Below are 20,543 nucleotides of genomic sequence, written 5' to 3' on the forward strand. Positions count from 1 at the left end.
GCTCTCCACCCCGCAGAATCCCGCTGTTCTCGGCGGTCTCCCAGCCCGGCCCGTAGTATCGGGACGGACAACTGTGGAAAGGGGCCCCGTCGTGGGACTTCTGGACAACCTCGAACGCGGCCTGGAGCGGGCCGTGCGCTCGGCCTTCTCGGCCGGCGGTCCGCGGGCGGTCAAGCCGGTGGAGATCGCCTCGGCCCTGCGACAGGCGATGGACGACGAGTCGTTCGCGCTGTCCGAGGGCCACACGGTCGCGCCCAACAGCTACGTGGTCCATTTCTCCCCCGCCGACTTCGAGCGCGCCCGCTCGTGGGGGTCCACCCTCGCCAGCGAGCTGTGCGACGAGGTCATCCGCCACGCCGACTCCCAGGGCTATGCGCTGCCCGGCACGGTCCGGGTCGCCTTCCACCCGGACGCGGACGTGCGCGCCGGGGACCTGCGCGTGGTCACCCGCCTGGACGACGGCTCGCTCACCGCCCCGGCCCCCCACGACGACGGCGCCTCGCCCGCCACCGCCCACGGCCCGGGAGCCACCGCCGCGGCGCCGGACACGCCGACCAGCCGACCGTCGTGATGGGCCGCCCCGTGACCGAGCCCGCCGGCCCGGCCCTCGAGCTGGACGGCCGCATGCTCCCCCTGGACGGGGACGACCTGATCCTCGGCCGCTCGGCCGAGCGTGCCGACCTCGTGATCCCGGACTCCTCGGTGTCCCGCGAGCACCTGCGCCTGCTCACCGTCGGCTCCACGGTCACGCTCCTGGACCTGGGCAGCCGCAACGGCGTGCTCGTCAACGGCCGCCGCGTGGACGGCTCCGTCACCCTGCGCGACGGGGACGTGGTGACCGTCGGCCAGACCGAGCTGCTGTTCTTCGGCGGGACGGGGGGCCGCGCATGAGCGAGCTCGCCGTCGCCGTGCTCCGCATGGGCCTGCTGCTGGCCCTGTGGGTGCTGATCATCTCCATCGTCATGGCGCAGGGCCGCGACCTCGTGGTCGGCCGGCGCAACAAGACACGCCTCCAGCAGGCCCAGCGCGACGCCGGCCTGGTCACCGCCGTGCCCGCGGCCGGGGTCGCCGGGGCGGGCTCGTCCGCGGTCGACCGCCCCGCGCCCGCGTCGACGCCGTCCCCCGCCGCATCCGCGCCGACGACGCCCGCCCCGCGGCTGTCCCGGACCCTGCGGGTGGTCGAGGGCCCGAAGGCCGGACAGGCCATCGCCCTGGAGGGCCGTCCCCTGCTGATGGGCCGCGCCCAGGACGCCGACCTGGTGCTCGTGGACGACTACGCCTCCGGCCGCCACGCCCGGCTGTTCCCGCAGGGCACCCGGTGGTTCCTCGAGGACCTCGGCTCCACGAACGGCACCTACGTGAACGGCGCCCCCGTCACCCGCGCGCTGCCCGTGGGCCCCGGCACGGCCATCCGCATCGGCAAGACCGTCATGGAGCTCGAGGCCTGACCCATGACCCTCGTCCTCCGCTACGCCGCCCGCTCCGACGTCGGCCGCGTCCGTGCCAAGAACGACGACTCCGCCTACGTGGGCCGTCATCTGGCCGTGCTCGCGGACGGCATGGGCGGGCACGTGGGCGGCGACGTGGCGAGCGCGTCCACGGTGCTGGACCTGGCCCCGCTGGATGCGGTGGGCTACGAGGACCCGGCCACGGTGCTGCCGGACGAGATCCAGAACGCCAACCTGATCCTCAACGAGCTGGTGCACGCCAACCCCAAGCTCGCCGGCATGGGCACCACGTGCACCGCCGGCCTGCTCGCGGGGACCACGCTGTACATGGCGCACATCGGCGACTCCCGGGCCTACCGGCTCGCGGACGGCGAGTTCTCCCAGGTCACCACGGACCACACGTTCGTGCAGAAGCTCGTGGACGAGGGGCGTCTCGAGGCCGGGGAGGCCCCGTTCCACCCGAACAAGAACGTGCTCATGCGCGTGCTCGGCGACGTGGACGCCTCCCCCGAGCTGGACGTGTTCGAGGTGCCCGTCGCCCCCGGAGAGCGCTGGCTGTTCTGCTCGGACGGCCTCACGGACGTGGTCTCCCCCGAGAAGATCCACGAGGTGCTGCGGGACTCGGAGGCTCTCAACCAGGCCGTCGACACCCTCGTGGAGTTGACCCTCAAGGGCGGCGCCCCGGACAACGTCACCGTGGTGGCGTTCGAGATCGCGGAGGGCACGGCGGAGGAGCTGGCCCCCGTCCCGGACGTCCACCTGTCCGAGCAGGCCCTCGCCGCGGCCCACCCGCCCGAGGTCGGCCCGGTCTCAGGCCTGCTGCTGCGCGAGGACCTGGACGCACGGCCCCACCTGCTCGTCGGCGCGGCCTCCAACGCCGTGAGGACCGATCGCATCCCCGTGGTCACCCGCAGCTCCACGCGCCGCCGTGCCGCCGCCCTGCTCGGCGAGACGCCCGTGCCGGAGAACCGTCCCCGGCGCACCGCGGCCGTCCTGACGGACGGGCCGGATCCCGACGTCGCCCCGCGCCCGGACGCGTCCGCCGCGCCGAGCGGCACCGCGGCCGCCGCCGGCTCCTCCGCCGCCACACCGGCCGCCACCGCTGCCGACCACCCGTCCGACGAGGCCGCCGAGGCCTCGACGACGGCCGCCACCCCGGCCCCGGCGACCGCCGGGCCCGCCGGCGGCCCCGAGGCCAGGGCCGCGCGCCGGCGGCGTGGGAAAGACGACCGCCCGGTGCAGTACCGCCGCGGCTGGTTCATCCCCGTGTTCACCACGCTGCTCGCCCTCACCCTCGCGGCCGTGGCCGTGTGGGGCTACCTGTGGACCCAGACGCAGTACTACGTGGGGACCAACGACGGCCGCATCGCCGTGTTCAAGGGCGTCTCCCAGCGGCTGGGCCCGCTCGAGCTGTCCCACGTGGACCGGCAGACCGACCTCCCGGTGGACGCGCTGCCCGCGTACGCACGCGACCGCGTGAACGCCGGCATGGCCGCCCGGGACGTGGACCACGCGGAGCAGATCGTCGCCGAGCTGCGCGACTCGCTGCACCCGAACGCCCCCGCCCCCGCCGGTGAGCCCTCCGAACGGGCCCAGCCGAGCGCGACGCCGTCGTCGTCCTCCGCCCGCCCCTCGGACGCGTCCGGCTCCGCCGCGCCGACGAGCCCGGCGTCGTCCCCGAGCGCGACGGGAGGTGAGGCCCCGTGACCGAGGTGATCTCCCCCGCACGCCCGCGCCGGAACATCGAACTGGTCCTGCTGCTGGCCGCCCTAGCCATCGCCCTGGGGGCGGACCTGCTGGGCATGATCGGCACGGACGCCCCGCTGGACTCCACCGCCTGGGCGCCGCTGGGCGTCTTCGGCGCCGCCACCCTCGTGCTGCACGTGGTCCTGCGGCTGCGCGCCCCCTACGCGGACCCGTTCATGCTGCCGATCACCGCCCTGCTCAACGGGCTGGGCCTGGCCATGATCCACCGGCTGAGCCAGGACGCCGCGATGGCCAACCCCACCTCGCAGCTCGTGTGGTCCGTCCTGGCCGTCCTGGTGGCCTCCGCCCTGGTGTTCCTGGTGCGCGACCACCGGGTGCTGCGGCGCTGGCCTTACCTGTTCCTCGCCGCGTCCGGCGTGCTGCTGCTCCTGCCGCTCGTGCCCGGGCTGGGCCTGAGCATGTACGGGGCGCGGATCTGGATCGACGTCGGATTCGGCACCTTCCAGCCCGGCGAGATCGCCAAGATCACGCTGGCCATCTTCTTCGCCGGCTACCTCTCCGCGAACCGCGACCTGATCCTGCTGGCCGGCCGCCGCGTCGGCCCGGTGACCTTCCCCCGCGCCCGGGACCTCGGCCCGTTGCTGGCCGGCTGGCTCCTGGCGCTCGGCGTGCTCGTGTTCCAGCGCGACCTGGGCTCAGCCCTGCTGTTCTTCGGCATGTTCATGGCGATGCTCTACATCGCCACGTCCCGCGCCTCCTGGATCCTCCTCGGCCTGGGCCTGATCGCCTTCGGCGCGGCGCTGGCGTTCCTGTTCATGCCGCACGTGACCGCCCGGTTCGAGATCTGGCTGAGGGCCTTCGACCCCGAGATCTACCATCGCGACTTCGGCGGCTCCTACCAGGTGGTCCAGGGCCTGTTCGCGATGGCCTCGGGCGGGCTGATGGGCACCGGCCTGGGCGCGGGCAACCCCACCCAGGTGCCGCTGTCCTTCTCGGACATGATCCTCACGGCCATCGGCGAGGAGCTCGGCTTCGTGGGCCTGGCCGCCGTGCTCGTCCTGTACCTCCTGCTCGTCACCCGCATGATGCGCGCCGCCCTCGGCGTGCGCGACGCGTTCGGCAAGGTGCTCGCCTCCGGCCTGGCCTTCACCATGGCGTGGCAGGTGTTCGTGGTGATGGGCGGCGTGACCCTCGTGTTGCCGCTCACCGGCCTCACGACGCCGTTCCTCGCCGCCGGCGGCTCCTCGCTGCTGGCCAACTGGATCATCGTGGGGCTCGTGCTGCGCATCTCGAACGCCGCCCGCCGTCCCGTGGTCGTGGACGGGATGGTCAACGCGTCCGGGCCCGGCGCCGGCCACCTCGACCCCGGCACGGCGCTCCCGGCGGCCGCTGTGACCCCGGAAGGAGGTGAGGAGCGGTGAACGAGGCGATCCGACGCACGTGGACCGTCATGGCGGCCATGATCCTGGTGCTCGCGCTGGCTGCGTCCGTCATCCAGGTGCTGGCCGCGGACCAGCTCAAGACGCACGCCCTGAACTCGCGGCAGATGTTCCTGGAGTTCGGCGCCCCGCGCGGGCCGATCCTCGTGGACGGCGAGCCGATCGCCGAGTCCGTCCCCTCCGACGACGCGTACCACTACCAGCGCGTCTACCACGAGCCCGAGCTGTACGCCCCGCTCACGGGCTTCTACTCGCTCACCTACGGCACCGACGGGCTGGAGGCGGCCATGAACGAGCAGCTCTCCGGCACCCCCACGTCCCAGTTCGTGGACCGCGCCATGGAGATCATCACGGGCGCCACGCCCGAGGGCGACCAGGTGGAGCTGACGATCGACCCCGAGCTGCAGCGTCTGGCGTACGACGCGCTCCCGGACGGCGTGCGCGCCTCCGCCGTGGTCACGGACCCGACGACGGGCGAGATCCTGGCCATGGCGTCGAAGCCGGGCTTCGACTCCAACGCGCTCTCCTCGCACAGCCCGGCCGAGGCGCAGTCGGCCATGGCCGCGATCGACCAGATCCCCGGCGCCAGCGCGTACCTCAACCGCGCCGCGGAGCAGCTCGTGTCCCCCGGCTCCACGTTCAAGCTGATCGACGCGGTGGCCATGCTCGAGTCCGGTGACTACACCCCGGACGGCACGGTGGACATCCCCGCCGCGTGGATGCTGCCCGGCACGACCACGGAGTTGCCCAACTACGACGGCTCACCGTGCAACACCGTGGGGCGTCAGACCCTCACGTGGGCGCTGGCGCAGTCCTGCAACACGCCGTTCGCCATGGCCGCCGTCGAGCTGGGCCAGGACCGCATCCGGGAGGTCGCCGAGCGGTTCGGCTTCAACGACTCCTTCGACTACCCGCTGCCCGCGACCGCCTCCGTGTTCCCCTCCGACCTGGACGACGCCGCGCTGGCGCAGTCCTCGATCGGCCAGCGGGACGTGCAGGCCACCGCGCTGCAGATGGCCATGGTGGCCGCCGGCATCGCGAACGACGGCGTGGTCATGGAGCCGCAGCTGATCGAGGCGGTCCGCCGTTCGGACCTCACCACGGTGCAGGAGTTCAGCCCCCGTGAACGCGGCCGGGCCACGACCCCCGAGGTGGCCGGGCAGGTCGAGGACATGATGGTCTCGGCGGTGGAGGACGGCATCCTGGGATCCGTGCAGTCGGACACGGTGCGGATCGCGGCGAAGTCGGGCACGGCCGAGGTCGGAGACACGGGCAACGTGCACTCCTGGATCACCGGCTTCGACGCGAGCGAGAACCCCCGGGCGGCCGTGACGATCGTGGTGGAGGACGAGCCGCCGGGGGTTGGACATCAGACAATCGTCAGTGGCATGAAGGCAATCATGGAAGCGGTGGTCACGGAATGAGGCCGACATCGGGCATCACCCTCGGCGGCAGGTACCAGCTGACCGATCGCATCGCGATCGGCGGCATGGGCGAGGTGTGGAAGGCGCGGGACAAGGTCCTGGGCCGGATCACCGCCGTGAAGATCCTCAAGGAGGAGTACACGGGTGACCCCAACTTCCTGCGCCGCTTCCGGGCGGAGGCCCAGCACACGGCGCTGCTGAACCACCCCGGCGTCGCCAACGTCTACGACTACGGCGAGGAGAAGGGCTCCGCCTACCTCGTCATGGAGCTCGTGCCGGGCCAGCCGCTGTCCTCCATCCTCGAGAAGGAGAAGGTGCTCTCCCCCGAGCGGACCCTGCGGATCATCGCGCAGACGGCGGCCGCGCTCTCGGCGGCCCACGCCCAGGGGCTCGTGCACCGCGACGTCAAGCCCGGCAACCTCATGATCACGCCCACCGGCCGGGTGAAGGTGACGGACTTCGGCATCGCGCGCCTGGCGGACCAGGTCCCCCTCACGGCCACCGGCCAGGTGATGGGCACCGCCCAGTACCTCGCGCCCGAGCAGGCCACGGGGCAGCAGGCCACCGGCTCCTCCGATCTCTACTCGCTGGGCATCATCGGCTACGAGGCCCTCGCCGGGCATCGCCCGTTCACGGGCGAGTCCCAGATCGCGATCGCCCTCGCCCAGGTCAACGACACCCCGCCGCCCCTGCCGGACACCGTCCCGGCCCCGGTGCGCGCCCTGATCATGTGCATGCTCTCGAAGGACCCCCGGGAGCGGCCCTCGGACGCGGCCGCGCTCTCGGACGCCGCCGACGCGCTGCGGCGCAAGGACACCCGCGGCGCCGTGGAGGCCGTGCCCGCCCTGGCCGCCTTCCTCGAGGAGCAGGGCGTGGCCGACCCCTCGGGCGCCGAGACCGCTCCCCTGGACTACGACGGCATGCGCACCACCCATCCGCGCGCCGAGGGCACCCGGGCGGACGGCTCCCCCGCCACCGCGGCGCTGCCGGTGACCGCGGCCCAGCCCCGCACCGACGACGCCGCCGGCGGCACCGGCGCCGCCGGTGCGGCGGCCGTGGGCGCGGCCGGTGCGTTCGGCGCCGCCGCGAACGCGCACACGCGTGACCACGAGATCGCCGCCGTGCACGACCAGCAGACCCGCCCGGGCGACGTCGTGGACCCGGGCCCGCCCGCCGGGGGCGGCTCCGCACCCGCCCGCCGGCGACGCGCCAACCCCTGGCCGCTGTGGGCGCTGCTCGGGCTCGTGGTGTTCGCCCTGCTGGGGGCGCTGCTGTGGCCGCTGCTCACGGGTGACCGCGGCGTCGGGGGTTCGGCGCCGGCGACCTCGCAAGAGGAGTCGTCCGTGAACGTGGACCCGGAGGCGTACAAGGGTCGCCCCGTGAGCGAGGTGCGAACCGAGCTCGAGGGCCTCGGCCTGGCGGTGCGCGAGGAGGACCGCGACGCGCAGAGCCCGCAGGGCACCGTCGAGGAGATCAACCCCGTGGGGGCGCTGCGGCGCGGTGAGACCGTCACGCTGGCCGTCTCCACCGGGGAGGGCGTCATCCCGGAGGGCCTCGTGGGCCAGCCCGTGGAGAGCGCGATCCAGACGCTGCGCGACCGCGGCTTCACCGTGGACCGGGTGGACGACCCGTCCGCCGACGGCGCCGGCGGCGAGGTGGTGCGCGTGGTGCCCGGCGAGGGTGAGCGTCACCGCTACGACACGCACGTGCAGCTGATCGTGGCCACCGGCGGGTCCGACGCCGCGCCGACCCGCGAGGCGTCCCAGCCCGCCTCGGAGCCGGAGCCCCGCGCGTCGGAGGAGCCGAGCAGCGAGCCGAGCCCGTCGGCCTCGGACGAGCCCAGCCCGTCCCCCACCGCCGAATCCCCGACGGCCACCACCGACCCGGAGCCCACGCAGGAGCCGACCGAGGAGCCGACGACGCCCACGGGGGATCCGACGACGGAGTCCTCCGGGGAGTCCACGGCGCCGACGGATCAGCCCACCACCGACCCGTCCGCCGACGCGCGTGGTGCGGAGGCCCCGTCCGCCGACGCGCGTGGCGCGGAGGCCTCCTCCGCCGATGCGCGTGGCGCGGAGGCCTCCTCCGCCGACGCCACGCCCTCCGCCTGAGCGGCGGGCGGGACGACCACGCGGACGTGTCTGTGGACGAGCAGAGGACCCTGAACGGGCGGTACCGGATCGGTGAGCTGATCGGGCGCGGCGGCATGGCGGACGTCTTCCGTGGGGAGGACCTGCGGCTGCACCGCCCGGTGGCGGTGAAGCTGATGCGCCGGGATCTGGCGCGCGATCCGCACTTCCAGGCGCGCTTCCGCAAGGAGGCGCGCTCGGCGGCCTCCTTGAACCACCCCTCGATCGTCTCCGTGTACGACACGGGCGAGGTCTCCCTCGAGGACGGCCTCCATCCGGTGGACTGCCCGTTCCTGGTGATGGAGCTCGTCTCCGGCCGGACGCTGCGGGAGATCCTGCACGCCGAGGGCGCCGTGGGCCCGGAACGTGCCGTGGCCTGGACCCGGGGTGTGCTGGAAGCGCTCGAGCACGCGCACGAGGAGGGCATCGTCCACCGCGACGTGAAGCCCGCGAACGTCATGGTCACGGACACGGGCACCGTGAAGGTGATGGACTTCGGGATCGCCCACGCGCTGGCCGACACCTCCGCCACCACGTCGCAGACCCAGGCCGTGGTGGGCACCGCCCTGTACCTGGCCCCGGAGCAGGCGACGGGCCGCACCGTGGACGGCCGCGCCGACCTCTACGCGGCCGGCTGCCTGCTGTTCGAGCTGCTCACGGGCCGGCCCCCCTTCACGGGCGACACGCCGCTGGCCGTGGCCTACCAGCACGTGCGCGAGGAGCCGCCGGCGCCCTCCGACGTCGACCCCGACCTGCCGCCCGCGTTCGACCCCGTGGTGTTGCGCGCCCTGCGCAAGGATCCACAGGACCGGTTCCCCACCGGCGCCGCGTTCCTCACGGCCCTCGAGGAGGCCGCCGCGGATCCGCACGCCGCCCCCGGCCGTCACACCCCGCCGCTCGATGCCGCCCATCCCGCCCTCGTCGGCGCGGGCGGCGCGGGCGGCGCGGTGCCGCGCGCCACGCCCGCGGGGCACGGGGCCGACGACGCCGACGTGCCGACGGCCACGGCCCCGCTGACCCGGCCGACGCCCTCCGTCCCGGCCGAGCCGGACGTCGCACAGCCCCAGGCGGCGAACCACGCCGTCGCGGGTGCGGGACTGCCCGGCGCCGCCTCCGCCGCGCAGCTGGCCGCCGCCGCCGCCATGGACGGCCCCCGCCCGGTGACCGGCGGCCAGCCGGTGACGCCCGGTGCGGCCGCGACGCCCCGGCCCGAACCGCCGCCCCGAGACACGCCGGCGCCGGCGACGGCCGCACCCCGTCGCGTCCGCCGTCGCGTCCGCCGGCGCACGCTCCTGGCGGCCGGCGTGGTCCTGGTCGCGCTGGCCCTGGTCCTGGCGCCGTGGCTCGCGGCGGCCCTGCGCACCACCGTGGAGGTGCCCGCGGTGGTGGGGCTGCAGCAGGACGAGGCGGTCGCGGCGCTCGAGGACGCGGGCCTGGTGGCCGTCGTCTCGTCCGCGTACACGGCCGACGCCCCGGACGGGACCGTCACCCAGAGCGACCCGCAGACGGGCACGGAGGTGCCCCGCGGTGCCGAGGTGCGGATCCGGGTGTCACGCGGCAAGGAGGGCATCGCGCTGCCCGACTCCCTGCACGGGCTGTCCGAGGACGCGGCCCGCCGCGAGCTGGAACGCCTGGGCCTGCGCGTCTCCTCCGTGCAGTACCAGGACGACGGCCGACTCGAGCGCGGGCTGCTCGCCCGCACCGACCCCGCGATGGGCACCCACGTGCCGCCCGGCTCCTCCGTGGTGCTGCACCTGTCCAGCGGCATGGTCGACGTGCCGGACGTGGTGGGGATGAGCGCTCCGGACGCGCGGCGTCAGCTGGCGCTGAGCGCCCCCGAGCTGCGCGTGCGGATCCAGGACGAGGACGGCGCGACCACCGACACCGGGACGGTCGTGGCCCAGGATCCGCCCGCCGGCGTCCGCGTGGACAACCGTTCCTCCCTGACCCTGACGACGTCCTCGTGGATCGCGCCCACGGCCGAGCCCTCCGAGCCGGCGCCGCCGTCCAGCGAGGCGCCCGAGCCCACGCCGTCGGCGTCCGCGTCACCGAGCCCCCCGCCGTCGGAGAGCCCCGAGCCCTCCGCGAGCGCGGAGCCCTCGCCGTCCGTCTCGGCCACGCCCAGCCCCGAGCCGACGACGACCGCGACGCCGTCGCCGACGCAGAGCCCGTCGCCGCCGTCGGCGGCCCCGTCGACCTCGCCGGAGCCGACCGAGCAGTCGCCGAGCACCTCGCCCACCGCGACGCCGGTGGACCCGCTGCCGACGCTGACGCCGGACCCCGAGCCCTCGATCGACCCGCCGCCGTCCACCTGAGCGGACGGGGCGCCGTCGGACCCGCGAACCGGGCCCCGGGACCGGTCAGTCCTGGCGGACGAGGGGCGAGAGCCGGCCACCGCGCTCGGCGGCCCCGGAGAGCCCCACGGACTCGAGCCAGTTGCCGAGCATCCGGTAGCCGCCCTCGGTGAGCACGGACTCGGGGTGGAACTGCACGCCCCACAGGGGCGCGGTGCGGTGGGCCAGCCCCATCACGACGCCGTCCTCGGTCTCGGCGGTGATCTCCAGGACCGCCTCGTCCACGGTGGGCCGCACGGCGGCGAGCGAGTGGTAGCGGGTGGCGGTGAACGGCGAGGGGACGCCCTCGAACATGGGGTGCTCGCCGTGGCGGACCAGGGACGTCTTGCCGTGCATGAGGGACTCCGCGTGCGTCACGGTGGCGCCGAACGCCTCCGCGATGGCCTGGTGCCCCAGGCACACCCCGAAGAGCGGACGGCCGCCGTCGGCGGCGGAGCGGATGAGGTCGAGGGAGACACCGGCGTCGGCGGGCGCGCCCGGCCCGGGCGAGATGAGCACCGCCGTGTGCTCGGCCGCGAGCTCGAGGGCGCGGGCGGGGGTGACCTCGTCGTTGCGGATCACGGTGGTGCGGGCCCCGAGCTGCTCGAGGTAGCCCACCAGGGTGTAGACGAAGCTGTCGTAGTTGTCGACGACGAGGACGGAGACCTCGGGGCTCTGCACGGGGGCGCTCTTTCCTCCCCGCCGCGGGGGAGCGGGGTGCATAGACTGGCCGGGCATGTCGCTGACCCCGGTCCTGGGCAGGTCAGCAGGATACCGTCCCCGCCCCGGTCTCCGCCGGTGGGGGCGCCCACCACCCCCCACCCGAGGAGAAGACCCGTGGCAGCACCCGCCGGCAAGCGCAAGGACTCGGCCCGTCGGAAGCGCGAGGAGCTCGAGGCCGCCCGCCGCAGCCGCTCCGCCGTGCGAACGGACCTCGGGGACGTGGGCCCGGGTCCGAAGCCCCTCTCCCCCGGGTACAAGGCCGTGATGTTCGGCCTGCTGATCCTCGGCCTGCTCTGGATCATCGTCTACTACCTGACCCAGGGTCTCTTCCCGATCGTGCAGATCGGCGGCTGGAACATCCTCGTGGGCTTCGGCCTCGCGCTCGTCGGGTTCCTGATGATGTCCCGCTGGAGCGAATGACACGCGTGTAGTTCTCCACAGCGGTGGACAACCCTGTGGATGAGGGATCCGCACGATCCGGCCCGGAGACGAGTTGTCCCCGGAGTTGTCCACAGGTGTGGACACCCCTGTGGGAAGAAGTGCACACCCGCCTGTGGAGAACTCCGGGGACGGCGGCCTAGCCGAGCAGGCCGGCCACCGTGACCCGTGCGGCGCCGAGCACCGTGAGCGCCGCCAGCGCCGCCGCCACGACCACGAGGCCGGCCACCTGGGCGCCCACGGACGGCACGCGCGCGCGGCCGGGGCTCAGCCCGCCGGCCAGGGAGAACACGACGGCGACGACGGCGCCCGTCAGCAGCCCGCCCACGTGCACCTGCCAGGCCACCCCGGGCAGCAGGAACGAGAACACGAGGTTCAGGCCGATCAGCACGGCGATCGAGCGCACCTGCCCGCCCCGCACCCGGGTGAGCAGGAACAGGGCCGCGAACATGCCGTACACGGCGCCGGACGCCCCGACGACGGGCTGCAGCGGGTCCGAGACCCACAGCGCGAACACCGCACCGCCTACGGCGGAGAGCACGTAGAGGGCGAGGAACCGCCACCAGCCCAGCGCGGGCTCGAGCACGCGCCCGATCACCCACAGCGCGAGCATGTTCAGCAGCAGGTGTGTGGGGCCGGAGACGTCGTGCACGAGCGCGTAGGAGGCCATCCGCCACGGCTCCATGCCGTACGGGGACGTGTAGAGCCCGGCGTACCAGAGCGCCTCGGTCACGCCGGACGCCTGATCCCGGGTCATCCACTGCGCCGCGTAGACCACCGTCGTGACCGCCAGCAGGATCCAGGTGACGGGCGAGGCGGCGAAGCCCGTCCGCCGTCGGGCCGGGACCGACGCGGCGGCGCCGGCGGGGGCCGCCGTCGGAGCGGGGCCGGCCACGACGCCGGACGCACAGTCCACGCAGACCGGTCCGGCCGCGGAGCCGGGACGCTGGCAGTCGAGACACGCGGGGCGCCGGCAGACGGCGCAGCGCACATACGCCGCACGGCCCGGGTGCCGCGGGCACACCGGGGGTGTGCCGTCCGCGGAGTCCGGGCCGTGCGGGTCAGAGGGGGTGGTGCTCACCGAGGGGCTGCTCAGGCCTCGTCGATGTCGATGGACTCGATGACGACGTCCTCGAGCGGGCGGTCACGGGGATCGGTGGCGACGGCGTTGAGCTCGTCCACGACCTTCTGGGAGGCCTCGTCCTTCACCTCGCCGAAGATGGTGTGCTTGCCGTTGAGCCAGCCGGTGGGCACGGAGGTGATGAAGAACTGCGAGCCGTTGGTGCCGGGGCCGGCGTTGGCCATGGCCAGCAGGTAGGGACGGTCGAACTGCAGCTCGGGGTGGATCTCGTCGCCGAACTGGTAGCCGGGGCCGCCGATGCCCATGCCGAGCGGGTCGCCGCCCTGGATCATGAAGTCCTTGATGATGCGGTGGAACACGGTGCCGGAGTACAGCGGGGCGCCGTTGTTCTTCTCACCGGTCTGCGGGTGGGTCCACTCCTGCTCGCCGGTGGCGAGGCCCACGAAGTTCTTCACGGTCTTCGGGGCGTGGTTGCCGAACAGCTCGACGACGATGTCGCCGTGGTTCGTGTGGATGGTCGCGGTGTGCGTCTTGTTCGCCATGTGCCCCATTGTTCCATCCGCGGCGGCGGGCCGTCCGGATCCCGCCGTCCGGGGTCGGGATCTTCCGCGATCGGCGTACGCACTCCCGGCGTGCCGGGACCCGTGCCACTGCGGGGGTCGGCCACTAGGCTGGGCCTCGAGGACCACCGCGTTCAACGACCATCCAGAACCCACGGGAGGCATCACATGGCTCGCAAGACCCTGCACGACGAGATCCAGCACGACGGCGGCACGAACGCGTTCGTCGCACGCCAGGCGGAGAACCTGCGCCACTGGGCCGCCCCGAAGGTGGAGTCCACCCGCGCCTGGAGCGAGGTGGCCGCGGCCTACGGGCTGATCGGCGGCTCCGCCGCGGCCGAGGAGGGCCGCCGCAAGGCCCAGGACGCCAAGAAGGAGTACGGCCCCGTGGTCGAGCGCGGGGCGCGGAAGGCCGGCGAGGCCGTCGCGCACCAGTACGGGCTGCTGGCCCCCGCCGTCGCCAAGGGCGTGGACACCGTCCAGGACTTCCTCGAGCACCTGCAGGCCCAGGCGCAGGACGCCGGCCACGAGGTGCAGCAGCAGTTCGCCGCGGCGCGCAAGGACGCTGAGAAGGCCGCGAAGAAGGGCCGCCGTCGTGGGGGCCGCAAGGCCACGCAGCTGCGCCGGGACGGCCGCCAGGCCGCCAAGGGCCTGCGCAAGGACGCGAAGAAGGCCGCCAAGGGCGCCCGCAAGGACGCCCAGCGGTCCGCCGCCCTGTTCAGCGACCGTGCCGGTCAGGCCAAGGACGCCGCCGCGGCGGGCGGCCTGACCCTCGCCGGTCTCCTCGCCACGGGTCTGTCCGCGCTGCAGGAGCAGGGCGGGAAGGTGGCCCCGCAGGTGCAGGCCCGCCTGGCCGACGCCGGCGACTACGCCCAGCGCCGCAAGGAGGAGGTCCTCCCCGTGGCCGCCGCCCGCCTGGCCGACGGCGCCGCGCACGCCCGCAAGACCGCCCACGACGTCGAGGTCCCGGACGCCCTGGAGCAGGCCCTGATCAAGCTCACCGGGGACAAGGCGATCGTGAAGCGCCTGCGCAAGGGTGCCGAGCAGTACGTCGGCGCGGCCGAGAAGGACCTGAACCGTGCCGCCGGTCGCCGGGCCTCCCGCTCGGGCGGCCGCTCCTGGATCGTCGCGGGCATGGCGGCCGCCGCCGCCGGCGCCGGCTTCGCCCTGTGGCGCCTGACCAAGCCGGTGCAGGATCCGTGGACCGCCCCGGTCCCGGGCCCGATCACCGCGAACATCCCGGTGGTGGAGGCCAACAACCCCTATGCCCAGCAGCAGAAGGTCGTGGCCGAGGCCGGCTCGGCCGCGGCGGGCCAGGGCGTGCGTGTGGACACCGCCACGCCGGACCCGGTGGCCGCCGCCAACGCGAAGGTGCTGGGCGTCCAGCCCGGGCAGCAGCGCTGACCCGCTCCCCCGCGCTCTGAGCGCGCAGCGGACGGCGACCGGCCCGCGCATGCTCGGCAGGACCGAGGGGGCGCGGGCCTTGTCCGCCGCCGGGAGCACGCGGGAGGCTGGGACCGCCCGGGATCCCGACGCCGGGCGGAGGAGTGATCCGCATGAGCACGACCCTGACCCTCTTCGGCCACTCGGCCGTCCGCCTCGAGAAGGCCGGCCGACGACTCGCGTTCGACCCCGGCGCGTTCAGCGACGCGGCGGTCCTGGACGGCGCGGACGCCGTCCTCGTGACGCACGGCCACCCGGACCACGTGGTCCCCGAGCAGCTGGCCAGGGCTGTGGCCGGCACGGAGGCGCACGTGTGGGCGCCACGGGACCTCACGGGGCCGCTGGCGGAGGCGGGACTCGACGCTGGGCGAGTGCACACGGCCGTGCCCGGGGAGACGTTCGAGGCCGCCGGCTTCCGGGTGGAGGTGCTCGGGGGGGAGCACGCGGTGATCCACGCCGAGGTCCCGCGCCCGGTCAACGTGTCCTACCTCGTGGACGGGGCCGTGCTGCACCCCGGCGACTCGTTCACGGTGCCGGACGCCGACGTCGAGGTGCTCCTGCTGCCCGCCGCGGCGCCGTGGCTGCGCATCGCGGACGTGGTCGACCAGATGCGGGCCATCGCGGCGACGCACACCCGCCCCATCCACGACGGCATCCTCAGCGAGGACGGCAAGGGCGTGGTGGACGGGGTGCTCTCGGGTCTCGCCGAGGGCGTGACCGACTACCGGCGCCTGGCCCCCGGGGAGCCCTGGACGTTCTGAGGCACGGAGAGGCGACGGCGGCCGGCCCGGGGCCGGTCACCAGCTGAGGGTGATCTCCAGCTCGGCGTCGCCGCCGTCCTCGACCTCGAGCTCCACCTCGAGGCCCACGCGGTCCGGGACGGTGACGACGACGTCGCGACCGCCGTGCTCGACCCGCACCTCGTTCTGCCGGGAGAGCTGGTCGGCGAGGTCGCGCAGGCGTGCGGCGGCCTGCTCGCGGCTGAGGGTCTGCTGCTGCTCGTGCTCGAAGAGGTCCTTGCCCATGGCACCGACGGTAGTCGGCGGGCGGGGTGCGCGCGACGGACGGGCCCCGGCGCGGCCGACGCCGGGGCCCGCGCGGATCAGCGGGACGCGGCCGGGGCGAGGGCGGGATCGTCGTCGCGGTGGATCTCGAAGCCGGGTGCCCGGTAGGTGGGCTCCCGGCGCTTGAGGGCGCGGATGACGAGCAGGGTCACCGGCACGATGAGGATCTCCACGAGCGTCTTGTACGCGAAGCCGGTCACCGTGTAGTTCGCCAGTTCCAGCAGCGAGATGGTGCCGGCATAGGCGATGGTGCAGAAGATCAGGGTGTCGAAGAACTGGCCGACCACGGTGGAGAGGATGAGCCGGAACGCCACGTGCCGTTCCTTCATGCGCTCCTTGAGGCGGACCACGATGGACGCGTTGAGCAGGGAGCCCACGAGGAACGCGACGAAGCCGGCCACGGTGATCCGCAGCATGGGCGCGAGGGCCTGGTCCCACACCTCGAAGCCCTCGACGGGCGTGGTCCAGGAAACCACCGTGTAGGTGAGGGCGGCGAGCACGAGCATCGCGAAGCCGAGGACGATGGCCCGGCGGGCCCGGCGCCAGCCGTACACCTCGGCGAGGATGTCGCCGACGATGTACGCGAACGGGAACAGGAAGGCGCCGCCGTCGAAGATGAGGGGGCCGCCGTCGTAGAAGAGGTCCGAGACGACCGGGACGGTGGGGCCGTAGAAGAGCTTGGCCGCGGTGACGCCGGAGAGGATGAGGAGGGCGATGAAGACGCCCACGAAGATGTCGTAGTAGCTCGCGGGCACCCGGGCGTAGGCCGGGGTGCCCTGCCCAGAGGCGGGCCGGACGGGGGGCTGGGGTTCGATGGTGGTGTTCACCGGACCATCCAACACCACGCACGACGGCGACGGGCGCGGTGGGCGGGTCCGGCGGCGGGGGTTCGGGGCAGGCCGTCCCCGTCCCTCCGTGGGCAGAAACGCCCTCTCTTCTGCCCACGGGGCCCGAAGTCCTGCGGTTTGTGCCCCAGGAGCCCCCGGGTCGCCGGTTTCTGCCCACGGTGCCGGCGCCGGCGGCCACCCCGGACATGCCGAAGGGCCCGGGGGTCTCACGACTCCCGGGCCCTTCATCGGTGGAGGCAAGGGGACTCGAACCCCTAACCCCCTGCTTGCAAAGCAGGTGCGCTACCAATTGCGCCATGCCCCCGTGAGGACCGGTCAGTCCTCCGGTGCCGACTCGACGCCGTCGGCGTCCTCCGGCAGGTCGTCCGTGGCCGTGGCCCAGACGTCCTTCCCCGCACTGTTCTCCCGCCAGAGACGCGCCCCATAGGCGGCTGCCGCGGCGCCGACCACGAGGGCCACGCGTGCCAGTCGACCCATGGGAAGACCTCCGGAGACGAACGGAGCCCCAGCGGACCGGGGCTCTGTGTGGTGGGAGTGGGCGTACCAAGACTTGAACTTGGGACCTCTTCGTTATCAGCGAAGCGCTCTAACCGCCTGAGCTATACGCCCTCACCGTCGGTCACGGCTGACGCCGTTCACAACAGGAGATGACTGTACAGGAACGGCGGCGCCCCGCGCAAATCCGCGCGGGGCATCGTCGAGGGTCGGCTCAGTCGTCCGCCAGCGTGACGCCGATGCCGCCCACGAGGCTCGCGCAGAGGTTGTAGAGCAGCGCGGCCAGGGTGGCCAGGGCGGTCAGCAGGATGACGTTGACCACGGCCAGCACGGTGGCCAGCGAGGTCACGGTGCTCAGCGGGGCCAGGGACGCCACGGTGTAGCGCCCGGCCTCAGAGCCGAGCACAGTGCCGATCACGTCGTTGACCCTGTCGAAGATCCCGAGGACGTCGGACAGCGAGTACAGCGCCACCGCCGCCACCACCGTGAGGATGCCCAGCGCCACCGAGAGCAGGAACGCCAGCTTCAGCACGGACCACGGATCCACCCGGGTCAGCACCAGGCGGGCGCGGCGCACCTTGGCCTTCGGGACGGCGCGGACCAGGTCCTCCTGCGAGGACCCGCTGGCCTTGCGCACCGGACGGCCGGACCGCGGCCCGGCGGCCTTCCCGGTGCTCCGTCCCTGGCCGGGACGCGACGACGCGGACGTGCTCACTGCTCTCCTCCGTCTGCACCCTCACCGGCGTCCTGCGTCAGGACGTCCTCCGGTGCGGCTACGGGGTCGGTCGGGTCGATGTCTGCGTCCAAGCGTACATCCGGCCCCGCTTCGGCCTCGGCGTCCGCCTTCGCCTCCATCTCCTGCTCGTTGTTCAGGGTGACGGCGACGATCCGGTCCCGCTTGTCCGGCTTGGCGAAGATCACGCCCATCGTGTCGCGGCCCTTGGCCGGCACGCCGGCGACGGCGGAGCGCACCACCTTGCCCGAGGCCATCACCACGAGGACCTCCTGGTCCTCGCGCACCACGAGACCGCCGGCGAGCTCGCCGCGGTCGTCCACGAGCTTGGCGACCTTGATGCCGAGGCCGCCGCGGTTCTGCAGGCGGTACTCGTCCACGTGGGTGCGCTTGGCGAAGCCGCCGTCCGTGACGGTGAAGACGTAGCCGTCCTCCTCCACCACGTCCATGGTCAGCAGGGAGTCGTCGTCGCGGAACTTCATGCCGGTCACGCCCGAGGTCGCGCGGCCCATGGGACGCAGCGCCTCGTCCGTGGCGGTGAACCGCAGGGACTGGCCCTTGTGCGAGATCAGGATGAGGTCGTCGTCGGGCGAGACCACGCGGGCCGAGACCAGCTCGTCCCCCTCGCGCAGCTTGATGGCGATCAGACCGGCGGTGCGGTTCGTGTCGTAGTCCAGCAGCGGCGTCTTCTTCACGAGGCCGCCGCGCGTGGCGAGCACGAGGTACGGGGCCCGGCCGTAGTCCACGAGCGGCTGGATCTGGGCGATCCGCTCGTCCGGCTGGAACGCGAGCAGGTTGGCCACGTGCTGGCCCTTGGCGTCGCGGCCGGCCTCGAGCAGCTCGTACGTCTTGATGCGGTACACGCGGCCGAAGTTCGTGAAGAACAGCAGCCAGTGGTGCGTGGACACGGTGAGGAAGTGCTCGACGACGTCGTCGCCGCGCAGCGTCGCTCCGCGCACGCCCTTGCCGCCGCGCGCCTGGGACCTGTACTGGTCGATCCGGGTGCGCTTGACGTAGCCGCCGCGGGTGATGGAGACGACCATCTCCTCCTCGGGGATCAGGTCCTCGATGGACATGTCGCCGTCGAAGCCGGCCATGATCTCGGTGCGGCGGTCGTCGCCGTGCTTGGCCACGATCTCGGCGAGCTCCTCGGAGATGACCTCGCGCTGACGCTGCGGGGACTCCAGGATCCGGTTGTACTCGGCGATCTTCGCCATGAGGTCGTCGTACTCGTCCTGGATCTTCTGGGACTCCAGGGCGGCGAGCTGGCGCAGCTGCATCTGCAGGATGGCCTGGGCCTGGACGTCGTCGATGTCCAGGAGCTCCTTGAGGGCCTCGCGGGCCACCTCCGCCGAGGCCGAACGGCGGATGGTCGCGATGACCTCGTCCAGCATGTCCAGGGCCTTGAGCAGGCCGCGCAGGATGTGCGCGCGCTCCTCGGCCTTGCGCTTGCGGAACGCGGTGCGGCGCACGATCACGTCGATCTGGTGCTTCACCCAGTGGTGGACGAAGCCGTCCAGGGACAGGGTGCGCGGCACGCCGTCCACGAGCGCGAGCATGTTGGCCGAGAAGTTCGACTGCAGCTCGGTGTGCTTGTAGAGGTTGTTCAGCACCACCTTGGCGACGGCGTCGCGCTTGAGCACGATCACCAGGCGCTGGCCGGTGCGACCCGAGGTCTCGTCGCGCATGTCCGCGATGCCGTTGATCTTGCCGTCCCGCACCATCTCCGCGATCTTCGCGGCGAGGTTGTCCGGGTTGGTCATGTAGGGCAGCTCGGTGACCACCAGGCACGTGCGGCCCTGGATCTCCTCCACGTTGACCACGGCGCGCATGGTGATGGGGCCGCGGCCGGTCCGGTAGACCTCCTCGATGCCCTTGCGGCCCAGGATCTGGGCGCCCGTGGGGAAGTCGGGGCCGTGCACGCGGGCCAGGAGCGCCTCGAGCAGCTCCTCACGGGTGGCCTCGGGGTGCTCGAGGTACCACTGCACGCCCGCGGCCACCTCGCGCATGTTGTGCGGCGGGATGTTCGTGGCCATGCCGACGGCGATGCCCGAGGAGCCGTTGACCAGCAGGTTCGGGTACCGGGCGGGCAGGACGACGGGCTCCTGCTGCTTGCCGTCGTAGTTGTCCTGCATGTCGACGGTGTCCTCGTCGATGTCCCGGACCATCTCCATGGCCAGCGGGGCCATCTTGGTCTCGGTGTAGCGCTGGGCGGCCGCGCCGTCGTTGCCCGGGGAGCCGAAGTTGCCCTGGCCGAGCGCCAGCGGGTAGCGCTGGACCCAGTCCTGGATGAGGCGCACGAGGGCGTCGTAGATCGCGGTGTCGCCGTGCGGGTGGTAGTTGCCCATCACGTCGCCCACCACGCGGGCGGACTTGTTGAACGCACGGTCCGGGCGGTAGCCGCCGTCGTACATCGCGTAGAGCACGCGACGGTGCACGGGCTTGAGGCCGTCGCGCACGTCCGGCAGCGCGCGGCCGACGATCACGGCCATCGCGTAGTCCAGGTACGAGCGCTTCATCTCCGACTCGAGGTCGACGGGCTCGACCTTGTCGGCGGCGCCCTCGGGGAGCACGTAGTGCTCCACCTCGATGTCCAGGCCGGTCTGCGGGGGCTGCGGGGTCGGGGCGCCCTCGACGGGCTCGTCCGGGGTCTGGGGGGTGGTCTCGTCGCTCACGCG

The 20,543-nt window shown here is 73.4% G+C and carries 19 protein-coding genes and 2 tRNA genes; 11 read left to right on the forward strand and 10 right to left on the reverse strand.

Annotated features, from left to right (window positions below):
• Positions 1-91: 91 nt before the first annotated feature.
• From J1M44_RS11655 to J1M44_RS04980, 8 genes are read left to right on the forward strand one after another with little or no spacing between them, the layout of a single operon-like run.
• Positions 92-571 (forward strand): DUF3662 domain-containing protein, encoded by a 480-nt coding sequence (locus J1M44_RS11655; protein ID WP_342356569.1) that lies wholly within the window; start codon positions 92-94, stop codon positions 569-571.
• An 11-nt stretch (positions 572-582) separates the two neighbouring features.
• A complete protein-coding gene (locus J1M44_RS11660; RefSeq protein ID WP_236557932.1) occupies positions 583-891 on the forward strand; it encodes an FHA domain-containing protein in 309 nt (102 codons plus the stop codon).
• A complete protein-coding gene (locus J1M44_RS04955) occupies positions 888-1,448 on the forward strand; it encodes an FHA domain-containing protein FhaB/FipA (protein ID WP_049161448.1) in 561 nt (186 codons plus the stop codon). The genes J1M44_RS11660 and J1M44_RS04955 overlap by 4 nt, the downstream gene beginning before the upstream one ends.
• A 3-nt stretch (positions 1,449-1,451) precedes the next feature.
• Positions 1,452-3,155 (forward strand): PP2C family protein-serine/threonine phosphatase, encoded by a 1,704-nt coding sequence (locus J1M44_RS04960; RefSeq protein ID WP_206480700.1) that lies wholly within the window; start codon positions 1,452-1,454, stop codon positions 3,153-3,155.
• A complete protein-coding gene (locus J1M44_RS04965; RefSeq protein ID WP_206480701.1) occupies positions 3,152-4,576 on the forward strand; it encodes an FtsW/RodA/SpoVE family cell cycle protein in 1,425 nt (474 codons plus the stop codon). The genes J1M44_RS04960 and J1M44_RS04965 overlap by 4 nt, the downstream gene beginning before the upstream one ends.
• Positions 4,573-6,018, forward strand: coding sequence for a penicillin-binding transpeptidase domain-containing protein (locus J1M44_RS04970; protein WP_206480702.1), 1,446 nt, complete (start codon positions 4,573-4,575; stop codon positions 6,016-6,018). Before J1M44_RS04965 ends, J1M44_RS04970 begins: the two co-directional genes overlap by 4 nt.
• Positions 6,015-8,129, forward strand: coding sequence for a protein kinase domain-containing protein (locus J1M44_RS04975; RefSeq protein WP_206480703.1), 2,115 nt, complete (start codon positions 6,015-6,017; stop codon positions 8,127-8,129). Before J1M44_RS04970 ends, J1M44_RS04975 begins: the two co-directional genes overlap by 4 nt.
• Positions 8,130-8,161: 32 nt before the next feature.
• The gene (locus tag J1M44_RS04980) at positions 8,162-10,462 is read left to right on the forward strand and encodes a protein kinase domain-containing protein (protein WP_206480704.1); all 2,301 of its coding nucleotides are present in this window, start codon (positions 8,162-8,164) and stop codon (positions 10,460-10,462) included.
• 45 nt (positions 10,463-10,507) lie between these two features.
• On the opposite strand, the gene J1M44_RS04985 is transcribed toward J1M44_RS04980, so the two are convergent.
• Complete coding sequence (locus J1M44_RS04985) at positions 10,508-11,161, reverse strand: anthranilate synthase component II (RefSeq protein WP_002858195.1); 654 nt, start codon at positions 11,159-11,161, stop codon at positions 10,508-10,510.
• Positions 11,162-11,317: 156 nt separating this feature from the next.
• Here J1M44_RS04985 and J1M44_RS04990 point away from each other — a divergent pair, with 156 nt between their 5' ends.
• Complete coding sequence (locus J1M44_RS04990) at positions 11,318-11,623, forward strand: cell division protein CrgA (RefSeq protein WP_060775353.1); 306 nt, start codon at positions 11,318-11,320, stop codon at positions 11,621-11,623.
• Between the two features lie 157 nt (positions 11,624-11,780).
• Here J1M44_RS04990 and J1M44_RS04995 read toward each other — a convergent pair whose 3' ends face one another.
• Both J1M44_RS04995 and J1M44_RS05000 read right to left on the reverse strand, forming a co-directional pair.
• Positions 11,781-12,557, reverse strand: a complete 777-nt coding sequence (locus J1M44_RS04995; RefSeq protein WP_060775352.1) for a rhomboid family intramembrane serine protease — start codon at positions 12,555-12,557, stop codon at positions 11,781-11,783.
• 176 nt (positions 12,558-12,733) lie between these two features.
• Positions 12,734-13,264, reverse strand: a complete 531-nt coding sequence (locus J1M44_RS05000) for a peptidylprolyl isomerase (protein WP_010079725.1) — start codon at positions 13,262-13,264, stop codon at positions 12,734-12,736.
• 186 nt (positions 13,265-13,450) lie between these two features.
• On the opposite strand from J1M44_RS05000, the gene J1M44_RS05005 reads away from it, so the two are divergent.
• Positions 13,451-14,686, forward strand: coding sequence for a hypothetical protein (locus J1M44_RS05005; RefSeq protein WP_206480705.1), 1,236 nt, complete (start codon positions 13,451-13,453; stop codon positions 14,684-14,686).
• A 152-nt stretch (positions 14,687-14,838) separates the two neighbouring features.
• Positions 14,839-15,486 carry an MBL fold metallo-hydrolase gene (locus J1M44_RS05010; RefSeq protein WP_144825027.1) on the forward strand — a complete coding sequence of 216 codons (648 nt, stop codon included), beginning with the start codon at positions 14,839-14,841 and terminating at the stop codon, positions 15,484-15,486.
• Between the two features lie 36 nt (positions 15,487-15,522).
• Here J1M44_RS05010 and J1M44_RS05015 read toward each other — a convergent pair whose 3' ends face one another.
• The 7 genes from J1M44_RS05015 to gyrA all read right to left on the reverse strand — a co-directional run bounded on the left by J1M44_RS05015 (position 15,523) and on the right by gyrA (position 20,540).
• Complete coding sequence (locus tag J1M44_RS05015) at positions 15,523-15,750, reverse strand: amphi-Trp domain-containing protein (RefSeq protein WP_020624434.1); 228 nt, start codon at positions 15,748-15,750, stop codon at positions 15,523-15,525.
• A gap of 77 nt (positions 15,751-15,827) precedes the next feature.
• Complete coding sequence (locus tag J1M44_RS05020; RefSeq protein WP_002856456.1) at positions 15,828-16,616, reverse strand: queuosine precursor transporter; 789 nt, start codon at positions 16,614-16,616, stop codon at positions 15,828-15,830.
• A gap of 252 nt (positions 16,617-16,868) precedes the next feature.
• A tRNA-Ala gene (locus J1M44_RS05025) sits at positions 16,869-16,941 on the reverse strand.
• Between the two features lie 11 nt (positions 16,942-16,952).
• Positions 16,953-17,114 (reverse strand): hypothetical protein, encoded by a 162-nt coding sequence (locus J1M44_RS05030; protein WP_206480706.1) that lies wholly within the window; start codon positions 17,112-17,114, stop codon positions 16,953-16,955.
• A 58-nt stretch (positions 17,115-17,172) separates the two neighbouring features.
• A tRNA-Ile gene (locus tag J1M44_RS05035) sits at positions 17,173-17,246 on the reverse strand.
• 100 nt (positions 17,247-17,346) lie between these two features.
• Entirely contained in the window at positions 17,347-17,847 is a 501-nt protein-coding gene (locus tag J1M44_RS05040) for a DUF3566 domain-containing protein (RefSeq protein WP_049161422.1), read from the reverse strand.
• The gene (gyrA, locus tag J1M44_RS05045; protein WP_206480707.1) at positions 17,844-20,540 is read right to left on the reverse strand and encodes a DNA gyrase subunit A; all 2,697 of its coding nucleotides are present in this window, start codon (positions 20,538-20,540) and stop codon (positions 17,844-17,846) included. Before gyrA ends, J1M44_RS05040 begins: the two co-directional genes overlap by 4 nt.
• Between the last annotated feature and the right edge of the window lie 3 nt (positions 20,541-20,543).

The sequence above is a fragment of the Micrococcus sp. KRD128 genome, assembly GCF_017168395.1.
In the GTDB taxonomy this organism is placed as follows: domain Bacteria; phylum Actinomycetota; class Actinomycetes; order Actinomycetales; family Micrococcaceae; genus Micrococcus; species Micrococcus luteus.